General features: G+C 64.2%; 13 protein-coding genes. 5 read left to right on the plus strand and 8 right to left on the minus strand.

Annotated features, from left to right (window positions below):
• Nucleotides 1–5: 5 nt before the first annotated feature.
• On the minus strand, nucleotides 6–539 hold the full coding sequence (locus LB536_RS07765) for a hypothetical protein (protein ID WP_411966535.1): 534 nt from the start codon (nucleotides 537–539) through the stop codon (nucleotides 6–8).
• Complete coding sequence (locus tag LB536_RS07770) at nucleotides 532–1,140, minus strand: CGNR zinc finger domain-containing protein (protein ID WP_224590784.1); 609 nt, start codon at nucleotides 1,138–1,140, stop codon at nucleotides 532–534. The genes LB536_RS07765 and LB536_RS07770 overlap by 8 nt, the downstream gene beginning before the upstream one ends.
• A 157-nt stretch (nucleotides 1,141–1,297) precedes the next feature.
• Here LB536_RS07770 and LB536_RS07775 point away from each other — a divergent pair, with 157 nt between their 5' ends.
• From LB536_RS07775 to LB536_RS07790, 4 genes are all read left to right on the plus strand, one after another.
• A complete protein-coding gene (locus tag LB536_RS07775) occupies nucleotides 1,298–2,203 on the plus strand; it encodes a branched-chain amino acid ABC transporter permease (RefSeq protein WP_224591257.1) in 906 nt (301 codons plus the stop codon).
• A 183-nt stretch (nucleotides 2,204–2,386) separates the two neighbouring features.
• Nucleotides 2,387–2,992 carry a TRAP transporter small permease subunit gene (locus tag LB536_RS07780; RefSeq protein WP_224590786.1) on the plus strand — a complete coding sequence of 202 codons (606 nt, stop codon included), beginning with the start codon at nucleotides 2,387–2,389 and terminating at the stop codon, nucleotides 2,990–2,992.
• Nucleotides 2,992–4,779 (plus strand): TRAP transporter large permease subunit, encoded by a 1,788-nt coding sequence (locus LB536_RS07785; protein ID WP_224591258.1) that lies wholly within the window; start codon nucleotides 2,992–2,994, stop codon nucleotides 4,777–4,779. Before LB536_RS07780 ends, LB536_RS07785 begins: the two co-directional genes overlap by 1 nt.
• A gap of 19 nt (nucleotides 4,780–4,798) precedes the next feature.
• Nucleotides 4,799–5,821 carry a zinc-dependent alcohol dehydrogenase family protein gene (locus tag LB536_RS07790; RefSeq protein WP_224590787.1) on the plus strand — a complete coding sequence of 341 codons (1,023 nt, stop codon included), beginning with the start codon at nucleotides 4,799–4,801 and terminating at the stop codon, nucleotides 5,819–5,821.
• Nucleotides 5,822–6,080: 259 nt separating this feature from the next.
• Here the strand turns inward: LB536_RS07790 and LB536_RS07795 are convergent, their stop codons facing one another.
• Complete coding sequence (locus tag LB536_RS07795; RefSeq protein WP_224590789.1) at nucleotides 6,081–7,190, minus strand: TRAP transporter substrate-binding protein; 1,110 nt, start codon at nucleotides 7,188–7,190, stop codon at nucleotides 6,081–6,083.
• A 263-nt stretch (nucleotides 7,191–7,453) separates the two neighbouring features.
• Here LB536_RS07795 and LB536_RS07800 point away from each other — a divergent pair, with 263 nt between their 5' ends.
• Nucleotides 7,454–8,227 carry a gamma-glutamyl-gamma-aminobutyrate hydrolase family protein gene (locus LB536_RS07800; protein ID WP_224590791.1) on the plus strand — a complete coding sequence of 258 codons (774 nt, stop codon included), beginning with the start codon at nucleotides 7,454–7,456 and terminating at the stop codon, nucleotides 8,225–8,227.
• Here the strand turns inward: LB536_RS07800 and LB536_RS07805 are convergent, their stop codons facing one another.
• The 5 genes from LB536_RS07805 to LB536_RS07825 all read right to left on the minus strand — a co-directional run bounded on the left by LB536_RS07805 (nucleotide 8,228) and on the right by LB536_RS07825 (nucleotide 12,255).
• Entirely contained in the window at nucleotides 8,228–8,632 is a 405-nt protein-coding gene (locus LB536_RS07805; RefSeq protein ID WP_224590793.1) for a hypothetical protein, read from the minus strand.
• Nucleotides 8,633–8,716: 84 nt separating this feature from the next.
• A complete protein-coding gene (locus tag LB536_RS07810; protein ID WP_224590795.1) occupies nucleotides 8,717–9,700 on the minus strand; it encodes a 2-hydroxyacid dehydrogenase in 984 nt (327 codons plus the stop codon).
• Nucleotides 9,697–10,719, minus strand: coding sequence for a LacI family DNA-binding transcriptional regulator (locus LB536_RS07815; protein ID WP_224591261.1), 1,023 nt, complete (start codon nucleotides 10,717–10,719; stop codon nucleotides 9,697–9,699). Before LB536_RS07815 ends, LB536_RS07810 begins: the two co-directional genes overlap by 4 nt.
• 78 nt (nucleotides 10,720–10,797) lie before the next feature.
• Nucleotides 10,798–11,682 (minus strand): DMT family transporter, encoded by an 885-nt coding sequence (locus LB536_RS07820; protein WP_263488950.1) that lies wholly within the window; start codon nucleotides 11,680–11,682, stop codon nucleotides 10,798–10,800.
• Between the two features lie 171 nt (nucleotides 11,683–11,853).
• Entirely contained in the window at nucleotides 11,854–12,255 is a 402-nt protein-coding gene (locus tag LB536_RS07825; RefSeq protein ID WP_224590798.1) for a hypothetical protein, read from the minus strand.
• Nucleotides 12,256–12,400: the final 145 nt, after the last annotated feature.

Below are 12,400 nucleotides of genomic sequence, written 5' to 3' on the forward strand. Positions count from 1 at the left end.
TGCCGTCAGCCGGCTTTCGAGCAGTCCGGCTTCGGCTCGCCCGGCAGCTTGCCGTCGGGATGGCCGGCGAGGTCGGGATTGGCCGTGTAGAGCTGGTCGATGACCAGCGGCCGGTCGGGCAGGATGGACTGATCTTCCGTCGACATCAGGGTGGTGTCGATGGTCTGCAGGATCGCGCCGTCGGCGCCCTTGATGCTGATGGCGATGGCATAGGGCTTGTTCTTGACGACGCAGGTCAGCGCCGGGCTTTCCAGGCTCACCTTGTCGAGCTTCGGCCAGATCTTCTGCTCGACCACGAATGGATCACCACCGGCGGGGTTCTGGAAGCTGGCAACCGCCACTTGCCCCTCGCCCATCGGCCGCAAGGGCCGCAGCGTTACGACATAGGTCGCCCGGGCCAGACGGTAGTTGAAGACGAATATCTTGCCGGAGACCTCGAACAGCTTGCCTTCGCCGCCGGTATCGCGACAGGCGCCAAGCGCGATCGTCGCAACCAGCGCCGCGCCAACAACGATCGAGCGGAAGAGAGTTCTAGGCATTCCTGACCTCATTGGCCGCCCTGCGGCGGCGATAGTGACGGCTTGCCTTCTGCCGGTTGCCGCACACCGCCATGTCGCACCAAAGGCGGCTCGAATTGCGGCTTCTGTCGACAAACAGCCAGGTGCAGTTGGGACAGATCCTGAGCCTCGCGACCGTGTCGTCGCGCAGCAGTGAGAGGGCTGAAACCGCCAGCGCAGCCTCGAAGGCGATCGGCGTGTCCGGATCGCCGAACGGCCGTCCCGGCGCCCCGATCTCGGTCCGGCCGGCGGCCAGGCCGTCGGCGCAGGCCCGCAGGAATTCGGGCAACTCCGCGGTGGCGAGCGCGCCCTTCGACACAGCGCCCCGGAACAGCCGGTCGGTCGTCTCGCGGATCGAGAGCACGACGGGCGCGATTGCGGCCGGCGAGGACACCGCCAGCCGCCTGTCGCCAAGCTCGGCGGCGCGAAAGCCGCTGGCCGCGTCGGCGAAGCGGGCTATCTCGGCCGGATCGTCGAAGCGGTCGAACGCGCGCTCCGGATCGCCGCGCAGCACGACGGTGTTGGCCGTGTCGAGCGCGAGCAGGCCGCCGGTGAAGCGGTGTGGGGTCCAGGCAACTGTCATTTCCGAAAATCTAACCGATAAATCGCATTTGACAAGTTAGATTCGGCGATGCAAACCTCGGATGCGCACGATATGGTCGCCTTTGTCCGATCCGCTCCTGTCCGATCCGCTCTTGTCCGATCCGCTCTTGGGCGGGATGCTTCTGGTGTTGTCGAGCATGCTTTACTTCTTCCAGCAGGTGCTGAACGGACTGCATTCGGGCGCGCTCTATGCCCTGCTCGCCTTCGGCTACGTGCTGACCAACGGCATCCTGCACCGCACCAACCTCGCCTATGGCGCGCTGTTTGCCTTCTGCGGCCAGGCAATGATCCTGAGCGTCGCCTTCGGCTATCAGGTGCTGTGGCTGACGCTGTTGGCTTCGGTGCTGTTCGGCGTCGTCGCGGCGTTCCTCTATGCCGCGCTCATCAGCCATGTCCTGTCGCGCAGCGTCTTCGAGCCGCTGGCCGACCGCTCGCCCAATGCCATCGTGGTGACGACGCTCGGCATCCTGCTCGTCCTGTCGGAAGCAAGCCGCATCGCGGCCGATACGCATGATCTGTGGCTGCCGCCAATGCTGGCCGAGCCCATCGTCTTCGCCGAAGGCTCCGGCTTCAAGGCGACGCTGACGCTGATCCAGGTGCTCGACTGCGCAGTGGTCGTGGCGGCGGTCGCACTCGCTACGTGGGTGTTTGCCCGCTCAAACTTCGGCCGGTGCTGGCGCGCCGTTTCCGACGACCCCAGGGCCGCCGCCCTGTGCGGCGTCGATGTGCGTGGCGTGTTCCGGCGTGCCGTGCTGTTCGGCGGCTCCTGCGCCGCGCTGGCTGGGGTCATGGCCAGCCTCTATTACGGCAATGTCAGCTTCGGTTCCGGCCTTGTTTACGGCCTGAAGATCCTGTTCGTGACGGCTGTCGGCGGCTATCTCTCGCCATCACGAGCCGCTCTGGGCGCGGCCGCTTTCGGCATGGCCGAATCACTGTGGGCCGGCTATTTCCCGGTCGAATGGCGCGATGCGTGGATGTATCTGTTCCTGGTGGCCATGCTGATCCTGATCGGCGCCGGCCGCGACACCGGCAAGGTCGTCTGAACCCCCATCAGACTTTGGTTGCATGACCTTTCGTCAGGCTGCGGTTTTCCACCGTGCCGCAAGGGCCGATGGCCTGCATTCTCCCTCCCCGTGTTGACCAACCGGACCACGCATTGCATACGGTTGGGCCAGGCCGCGCGACGAAAAAGGGGGATCGCGCGTCACCGCATCAGGGAGGAATGCATGGCAGGGCTTCTCGCTCTATCCAGGGCCATTGATCGCGCCAACGAATTCATCGGCAAATCGGTATCCTGGCTGATCCTGCTGGCGATCCTGGTGAGCGCGGCCAACGCGGTCATCCGAAAGGTGTTCGACACGTCGTCCAACGCGTGGCTGGAGCTGCAATGGTACCTGTTCGGCGGCGCCTTCATGCTGGCCGCCGCCTACACGCTGAAGCAGAACGAGCATATCCGCATCGACATCGTCTACGGCCTGTTTTCACGCCGCGTGCAGCACCGGATCGACCTCTTCGGCCACGTCTTCTTCCTGATGCCGTTCGTGACGCTGATGGTGTTCTATTTCGTGCCCTATGTGTCGCTGTCCTTCCACAGCGGTGAAATGTCGACCAACGCCGGCGGCCTGATCGTGTGGCCGGCCAAGGCCATCTTGCTGGTCGGCTTTTTCCTGCTCGCGCTGCAAGGCATTTCCGAGATCATCAAGAAGATCGCCATTATGCACGGCGTCATTGAGGATCCCAACCCATTCATTTCCGTGCACGAACAGGCTGAACTCGAAGCCAAGGCGCTCGCTGAAGAAGCCAAGGCGCTCGCTGAAGAGGTGCGTTCGTGATGGAGTTCATCGCCCAGAACATGGCGCCGATCATGTTCGCCTCGCTAATCCTGTTCATGCTGATCGGCTATCCCGTCGCCTTTTCGCTCGCCGCCAACGGCCTGATGTTCTTCTTCATCGGCGTGCTCTTGACGCCCTATTCGGGCGGCGCGATCAATCTCGCCTGGCCGCTGCTCTATGCGCTGCCGGACAATTTCTACGGCAGCCGGGTTATGTCGAACGACACGCTGCTGGCGATCCCATTCTTCACCTTCATGGGCATCGTGCTCGAGCGATCGGGCATGGCCGAAGACCTGCTCGACACGATCGGCCAGTTGTTCGGACCGATCCGCGGCGGCCTCGCCTATGCCGTGATCTTCGTCGGCGCGCTGCTGGCGGCCACCACCGGCGTGGTGGCGGCATCCGTCATCGCCATGGGGCTGATCTCGCTGCCGATCATGCTGCGCTATGGTTATGACCGCCGGGTGGCATCGGGCGTCATCGCGGCGTCGGGCACGCTTGCCCAGATCATCCCGCCGTCGCTGGTGCTGATCGTTCTCGCCGACCAGCTCGGCCGCTCGGTGGGCGACATGTATGCCGGCGCCCTGATCCCCGGCCTGGTGCTGACCGGCCTATACACGCTCTACATCGTGATCATGTCGATCGTCCGGCCAAAGTCGATGCCGGCCCTGCCGCTCGAAGCGCGGACGCTCGGCCATGGCGTGGTGTCCTTGCTGATCGCGTTGATAGCGGCCGTGGCGATAGCCTACGCTGCCTACCGTTACCTGGTGCCCGCTCATGGGGACAATGCCGACATTCTCGGCGCGGCCGTCGGCGTTATCTTCATCTACGTCGTCGCGATTCTCGACCGCGGCCTGAAGATCAACATGATGTCTCGGCTGGCGCAGCAGGTCGTGATCGTGCTGATCCCGCCGTTGGCGCTGATCTTCCTGGTGCTCGGCACTATCTTCCTCGGCATCGCCACCCCAACCGAGGGCGGCGCCATGGGCGCGGTTGGCGCGCTGGCGATGGCGGCGATGAAGGGCCGGCTGTCGATGGACGTGATCAAGCAGGCGCTGGCCTCGACGACGCGGCTGTCGTCCTTCGTGCTGTTCATCCTGATCGGCGCGCGGGTGTTCTCGCTGACCTTCTACGGGGTCAACGGCCAGATCTGGGTCGAGCATCTCTTGACCTCGCTGCCGGGCGGCGAAGTTGGCTTCCTGATCGGCGTCAACTTGCTCGTCTTCTTCCTCGCCTTTTTCCTCGATTTCTTCGAACTGGCCTTCATCATCGTGCCGCTGCTGGCGCCGGCCGCCGACAAGCTCGGCATCGACCTGATCTGGTTCGGCGTGCTTCTGGGCGTCAACATGCAGACCAGCTTCATGCATCCGCCGTTCGGTTTCGCGCTGTTCTACCTGCGCTCGGTCGCCTCGCGCGTGCCCTACCTCGACCGCCTGACCGGCAAGCAGATAGCGCCGGTGACGACGGGCCAGATCTATTGGGGCGCGGTGCCGTTCGTCTGCATCCAGGTGATCATGATCGCCCTGACCATCGCCTTCCCGCAAATGGTGATGCGCTACAAGGGCGCGGCGGTCGATTCCGGCACGATCGACTACAAGGTGCCGGAAATGCCCAGCCTGTCGCCGCTTGGCACGCCGGAAGGCGGCGGCGCGCCTGCCAATGGCGGTGGCGCGCCGGCGGCGCCCGGCATGCCCGACCTGTCGCAACCGCCGAATTTCGGCGATGCGCCGCCGGCCAAACCGGCGGCACCGGCGCCGGACCTGTCGCAGCCGCCGAATTTCAACTGAGGTCGGAGGGGAAGACGCCATGAAAGCCGTCCGGCTGGAGAAAGTGGGCAACATCGCGCTGCGCGAGGTTGCCAAGCCTGTTCCCGGCCCGGACGACCTCCTGGTGCGGATCGAGGCCTGCGGTGTCTGCGGCACTGACCGGCATCTTTTCCACGGCGAGTTCCCCTGCAGGCCGCCGGTGACGCCCGGGCACGAATTCTCCGGCATCGTCGAGGCGGTCGGCGATGCCGTCTCCAGCTTTGCTGTCGGCGACCGGGTCACTGGCGATCCCAACATCGCCTGCGGACGCTGCGGCCATTGCCATGCCGGCCGCGTCAATCTGTGCAGCAATCTCACCGCCATCGGCATCCACCGCGACGGCGGCTTTGCCGACTATCTGGTGATGCCGCAGAAACAGGCTTTTGTCCTTCCCGCGGATCTGAAACCGACGCATGGCGCTTTCTGCGAGCCGCTCGGCTGCTGCCTGCACGGCGTCGACCTTGCCGGGATCAAGCCAGGCAGTTCGGTGGTCGTGCTCGGCGGCGGCGTCATCGGCCTGCTCACCGTTCAACTGGCGCGGCTTGCCGGGGCCACCACCATCATCCTGTCGACAAGGCAAGCCTCGCGACGCGCGCTTGCCAGGGAACTCGGCGCGACGGCGACGGTCGATCCCACAGCCGCCGATGTGATCGATGCGATCGCCGGTCCGGCCGGCCTGGCGCCCGGTGGCGCCGACGTGGTGTTCGAATGCGCCGGTGTGCGTGAGACCGTCGAGCAGTCGATGCGGCTGGCAAGGGCCGGCGGCATCGTCGTCATCGTCGGCGTGACGCCGCAAGGCATGAAGGCGGAATTCGAGCCCTTCGACTTGTTGTTCCGGGAGCTGAAAGTGCTGGGCTCGTTCCTCAACCCCTACACACACCGCCGCGCCGCCGCGCTCATCGCGTCCGGCGCGATCGAGATCGATCGGCTGATCTCCAGGCAAGTGTCGCTGGAAGAGGCGCCTAGCGTGATCGCCAATCCGCCGGCGCCGGGCGAGGTCAAGGTGGTGGTGGTGCCGGAGTGAAGGTAGGCGGTTGGTCTTCGAAACCGTCCGTATGTTGGCGCCGCCCCTCACCTGCCTGCCGGCATCCTCTCCCCGTATAGTGACGGGGAGAGGGGCGCTGTCATCGGCGGTTTCGCCGATCACCAACGTTTCTAAAAGTGCGCCGGCGTTGCGGCCAGCCCCTTCTCCCCGTCGCTATACGGGGAGAAGTGCCCGACAGGGCGATGAGGGGCGGCGCAAACTTCTGTAGTAGTTGGCCACCCCGACTTAGGGCAAATCGTTACAGCTTGCCGTTGCGCTGCTGGACCATCATGAAGGTGTCGTAATTGTATTCGGCCACCTGCGCCCAGAGATAGTGCTCCTTGCGGAAGCCCTTGATCGATTCCCAGATCTTCTTGAACGGCGCGTTCGAGGCTTCCATTTCGGCATAGACCTCGTTCGCCTTCTCGAAGCAGGCGGCCATGATCTCCTGGCTGAACGGGCGCAGTTTGGCGCCGCCGGCCACCAGCCGCTTCACCGCCGGAGGGTTCACATAGTCGTATTTCTGCAGCATGTCGGCGTCGGCGGCCTGGGCGCACGTGCGCAGCAGCGACTTGTAGGTCGGCGAAAGTTCTTCATATTTCGCCTTGTTGAACATCAGATGGACGGTCGGGCCGCCTTCCCACCAGCCTGGATAGTAGTAATAGGGCGCGACCTTGTAGAAGCCGAGCTTCTCGTCGTCATAGGGGCCGACCCATTCGGCGGCATCGATGGTGCCCTTTTCCAGCGCCGGGTAGATGTCGCCGCCGGCGATCTGCTGCGGCACGACGCCGAGCTTCTGCACCACTTTGCCGGCAAAGCCGCCGATGCGCATCTTGAGGCCGGAGAGGTCGGCGACGGTGTTGATCTCCTTGCGGAACCAGCCACCCATCTGCACGCCGGTGTTGCCGCCCGGCAGGCCGAACAGACCTTGCGTGGCGAGGAACTCGTTGAACAGGTCGATGCCGCCGCCATGGTAGTGCCAGGCATTCATGCCGCGCGCGTTGAGCGAGAAGGGCACCGCCGCACCCAGCGCCCATGTCGGATCCTTGCCCCAGTAATAATATGCCACCGTGTGGCAGGCCTCGACCGTGCCGGCCGTGGTGGCGTCGGCGGCCTGCAAGCCGGGGACGAGTTCGCCGGCGGCGAAGACCTGGATCTGGAAATTGCCGTCGGTGGCTTCAGACAGCATCTTGGAGAACACTTCGGCCCCGCCATAGATGGTGTCGAGCGACTTCGGGAAGGACGACGCAAGCCGCCATGTCACCTTGGGATTGGTCTGGGCTATTGCCGGTGCGGCGAGCGTGGCCGCTGCCGCGGCTGCGCCGACGCCGGTGACGCCGGCCTTGCGGATGAATGAACGACGATCCATGCAGTTCCTCCCTTTTGGATCAACAGACCGACGTTCGGGAAATCCTCGGCTCCCGCATCGGTTCGCACGAGACAATACACGGGCAAGAAGTCGAGTCCAGCACGGCGGCCGGATTTGGTGGCGAAGCCATGCGACCCTGCAACTATAGTCTAACAGCCGCTTTGGTGGCCCATGCGACACGCTGAAACTTGGCTGGAAAAATGCCCGGGGATCGCTTATTTTAAAGGCAGGACATCCCTTGCCAGATGGAAAACAGACCCAAAATGCAGCAGCCGCTCGTCGCCATATCGACCGACGTCCGTCAATTCGACAACTACACCTGGCATGCCGCCCCCCAACAATATCTGGAAGCCGCAATCATAGGTGCCGGCGTTTTCCCCCTGCTCGTGCCCTCGTTCGGCGACCGGCTGGATTTCGACGAACTCCTGTCGTCGGTCGACGGCGTCATGCTGACCGGCTCGAAATCCAACGTCGACCCCTCGCTCTATGGCGGCGATGCCAGCGAAGCGAATGGCCCCTATGACACCGCGCGCGACTCCACGACGCTGCCGCTGATCCGCAAGGCAATCGAGCGCGGCGTGCCGCTGCTTGCCATCTGCCGCGGCATTCAGGAACTGAACGTGGCGCTTGGCGGTACGCTGGGCACCGAGATCCAGGAGCGCGAGGGGTCGCTGGACCACCGTGCGGCGGTAAGCGACAAACAGGACGAGCGCTTCGCCATTCACCAGACCATTTCGATCAAGCCAGGCAGTTGTCTGGCCGGCGTGTTCGGCGCGGGCGACATCAAGGTCAATTCCTTGCATCGCCAGGCGATCGACCGGCTGGGGTCGAAGCTCGAGATCGAGGCTGTCGCCACGGACGGCACCGTCGAAGCGGTTTCGGTCAAGGGCGCGCGCGCCTTCGCCGTCGGCGTGCAATGGCATCCCGAATACTGGGTCAAGTCGGACAGCAACTCGGCCAAGATTTTTCGCGCTTTCGGCGATGCGGTGCGCCTGCATGCCGCCGCGAAAGCCGGCGCACGGGCCGCGGCTGAGTAGTCAGTCTCGCGGCTTCAAGTCACCATCGGCCGCGAGCGACAGCAATGGTAGCGCCGGGGCGTAGGATTCGTAACCGTCGCCGTCAGCCACGGCGAAGGTGACGATCGGATCGATGCCGTTGGCGCTGAAGGCGACCGTTCCGTCGCTTTGCTCGTGCCAGAATTTCGCCTGTTCGAGGCCCGGCAGGAGCCGGTGGCAATTCGGCGCCACGGACAACAGCGACAAGCCATCCGAGACCGAGGCGCCGCGCGTGACCGCGCATGCCCCCTCGTCGCCATTGGCGACCAGCCTGTAGGTATTGGACGGCGTGGCCTCTTCGCCGATGCCTTCAACACCGCCGCCATGAAACAGCTGAACGCCGCCGAACAAGGCGGCGGCCCCGATCAATGTGGAAAGCGTCTTCATCCTGATCTCACCCACGCATACACAGGATGAAGAATGATTTCAAAGGGTTAAGCGGGCGTTAATAAATAGGGCAAAGCCCGGCGCTCAAGCGCGCGCCTTCACGTCAACTGTCTCGGGCACCGGTGTCAGCGGGCGGCGCTCGCTGAACCATGACACCAGATTGTCGACGCAAAGATCGGCCATGGCGCGGCGCGTGTGCTCCGAGGCCGAGCCGACATGCGGCAACAGAGAGGTGGTTGGCAGGTCGAGTAACGCCTTGGGGACATTCGGCTCGTCGGCGAAGACATCGAGCCCGGCGGCGGCGATGGTGCCGTCGGCGAGAGCGGCCGCAAGCGCCGCCTCGTCGACCGTGCTGCCGCGGCCGATGTTGACGAAGACGCCATTGGCGCCGAGCGCCGACAGGATTTCGGCATTGACCGCTTTCTGTGTCGAAGCACCGCCGGGCGCCACGGAAATCAGCGTGTCGACTGCCTCGGCCAGGCTCTTCAGCGTTGGATGGTACTGGTAAGCAAGACCTTCGACACGACGCCGGTTGTGATAGGCGACGGGCAGTCCGAACGCCTCCAGCCGCCGTGCAATGGCCTGCCCGATGCGTCCCATGCCGAAAATACCGACACGGCGCGCGCGCAAGGTCAGCCGGCTCAGCGGATAGTTGCCCCTGCGCACCCAACTGCCGTCCCGCAGCCAGGTCTCGGCGCGCGGCAGATCACGGACCGTGTTGATCAGCAGCCCGATCGCGGTGTCGGCGACCTCCTCGGTCAGCACGTCGGGCGTGTTGGTGACCATGATGTTCTTCGCCGCGGCATGGCCGACATCGACCGAATCGTAGCCGACGCCGAAAGAGGCGATGAGTTCGAGGTTGGGCAACGCATCCATCATCGCCGCACTGATGCCGGCAAAGGATGCAATGCCGCGCACGGTGCGGCGCATCTCCTCGGTGACCAACGCCGGATCGGCGCGCTCGATGCCGACGCGCCTGAATGTCCGCTCGATGCGCCCAATGGCGTGGTCGCTGAAGTCCGCCGGCACCAGAATGGCAACGGCTTGCAGATTTTCGGCCCTGGTCATGCACGCTCCACCGGTTTGCCGGTCGACTGGCGCACATGCAGTTCCGGCTTGATCAATTCCTGCGAGGGCCGCACCGTCTGCCCGTTGAGCTTGTCGAGCAGCGCGCTGGCGGCGCGGCGGCCAACCTCGCGCTGGCCGTTCCAGACGGTGGTCAGCGCCGGCGTGGCGATCGCCGCCTCTTCGAGATCGTCATAGCCGGTGACGGAGATGTCGACGCCCGGCACAAGGCCGGCGCGCGCAATGCCGTTCATCAGGCCGATGGCGACGAGGTCGTTCCAGCAGCAGGCGGCGGTCGGTCTGTCCTTCAGCGCCAGGAATTGGCCGGCGGCCTCGAAACCTGCCTGCTTGGTGCGCGGGCCGGCGATGCGCCAGGACGGGCTGACCTCGAGCCCCGCAGCCTCCATGGCGTTGACATAGCCCTGGTAGCGGTCACGCCCGGTCGAGGTCTGGTCGGTGCCGCCGATCATGGCGATGCGCTTGTGGCCGAGTGAGATCAGGTGGTTGGTGGCGAGGCCCGTGCCATAGGCATCGTCGCCGCGAAACACCGGCACGTCGGCGCCCTCGACGGTGCGGGCGATCAGTACCGCCGGCAGACCGTTCTCCTCGGCCATGACGATGTCGGACGCGGGCGTGCCAATGGCCGGCGACATGATGACGCCATCGGCGCCGAGTTGCAGCAGCGTATCGATGAAGGTGCGCTGCTTTTCGAGCTGATCATAGTGATTGGACAGGATGAAAGTCTGCCGGCTGCGGTCGAGTTCGCCTTCGATCGAGCGCAGGATCTCGGCGAAGAACGGGTTCATGATGTCGTGCACGACGACACCGACAATGCCCGAGCGCGAGGTGCGCAGGCTGGCGGCGCGGCGGTTGTAGATATAGCCGATGGTGCGGGCGTGTTCCTTGATGCGGTCGCGTGTCGAGCCGGCGACAAGCGGACTGTCGCGCAGCGCCAGCGAAACCGTGGCCGTGGACACGCCGAGCGCATCCGCGATCGTCGAAAGCTTGATCTTCTGTGCCAGTGACCCGCGCTCCCCGAAGGCCTGAATTCCAGACCTAAACTGTTTAAAGGCGGCGTTATGCCACCGATCGGAGGCAAATCAAAGTTTTTTTGCCAGCGCTTCCGCTTCCACATCGGAGGCCGCGCGGCTGCGCAGCCGAAGCCGATGTTCGCGATGGACGATGTAGAGGCCGCTGGCGACGATGATGGCGGCGCCGACCAGCGTCCAGCGGTCCGGGAACTGCTTGAAGACGATCCAGCCGGAAAGGATCATCCACACCATCTGCGAATAGGGATAGGGGGCGAGCGCCGTCGTCGTCGCCAGCCGATAGGCCTGCACCAGCAGCCAGTGGCCGACGCCGCCGAACACGCCAAGCATGAGCAGGACGAACCAGTGCCAGCCATCATGCGGCAAGGAGAAGGAAAACGGCAGCAAGGGCAACAGCAGCACGGCCGGCGCCAGCGCCGAGAACAGGATCAGGCTTTCCGGCGTCTCGGTCGCCGACATGCGGCGCGTCATGATCACATAGAAGCAGTTCGACAGCATCGAGCCGAGCGCGAAGAGATGTCCGACGCCGAAAACACCGACACCCGGCCTCGTGATGATCAAGACCCCCGCGAAAGCGGCCAGGATCGCCAGCCAGCGCCGCCAGCCGGCCCATTCGCCGAGCAGCGGGCCGGCAAGGGCGGTGATCACCATCGGCCCGAAGAAATAGATCGATGTCGTCTCGGCCAGTTGCAGGGAGCGCAGCGCCAGGACGTTGAAAATGGTCGAGCCGAACAGGAAGGCGCCGCGCATCACATGCGCCGGCAGGTTGACCGGGCGAAACCGCACCGGCTCGCGCCAGCCACGCAACAGCGCCCCGACCAGCACGACATGCACGGCGAAGCGCACCCAGGCGACGATCAGGACGGAGACGCCGGCCAGGACCAGATATTTGCTTGAGGTGTCGAGGAAGGTGAAGAAGACATAGGTGGTCAGCATGCACAGGATCGCCACCGGCGGCGTCGCGCTTTCGACATATCTTTGGGAAGGATTCACGTGCAGGCCGGGGAAAAGCTGGGCTGGAGCCCCACCTTTGCGGCAATTGCGGCTTGCCGGCAAGCCAAAAGCGTCTGGCACAACGAGACGCCAGGACAGGCTTAGGTCGTGAACTCATAAATGCGGAATGGCCGAGATGCGTGGAGTGCCGCCATCATCGGGCTCAGTCCATCGAACTGCCGTTTTCCCCATAGACAGGATGTCGCCACGGAAGTCCGCCTTCACCCTGATCGATTTCGCGTCTTCGACCTTCAGGGCGGCCTCGACGACTGTGGCTAGCTCTTCGTAGCGCTTCCTATCCTTTGCGAGAGTCGGGTGATGGTCTTCTGGCCGCAGAGTGCCATTGTCGTGCGCCGATCGCCACCGCAACCAGAGATGCCATTGCTCTTTGACGGCAGACAGTTGTTCGTCACTGATCGGGCTCAACAGGAGCGTATCCGCCCAGTCGTCCTGATCTACATCCCATTCGCGCATATAAGCATGCGGGAACCCTTTATAGTCGGCGATCCCCTTCAAGGGTCGATCATAAAATTCATGGACAGTGTGAACGGCGTCCCACTCGTCGGCTCTAACGGAATTCATCTACCGGCCTTATAGCTATGCCTTCCTCGGCAATGGATCATTCTTTCAATTGACGCTTTCATATCACGCCAGGTTCTGA

The organism is Mesorhizobium sp. ES1-3, assembly GCF_020164795.1.
Taxonomy (GTDB): domain Bacteria; phylum Pseudomonadota; class Alphaproteobacteria; order Rhizobiales; family Rhizobiaceae; genus Mesorhizobium.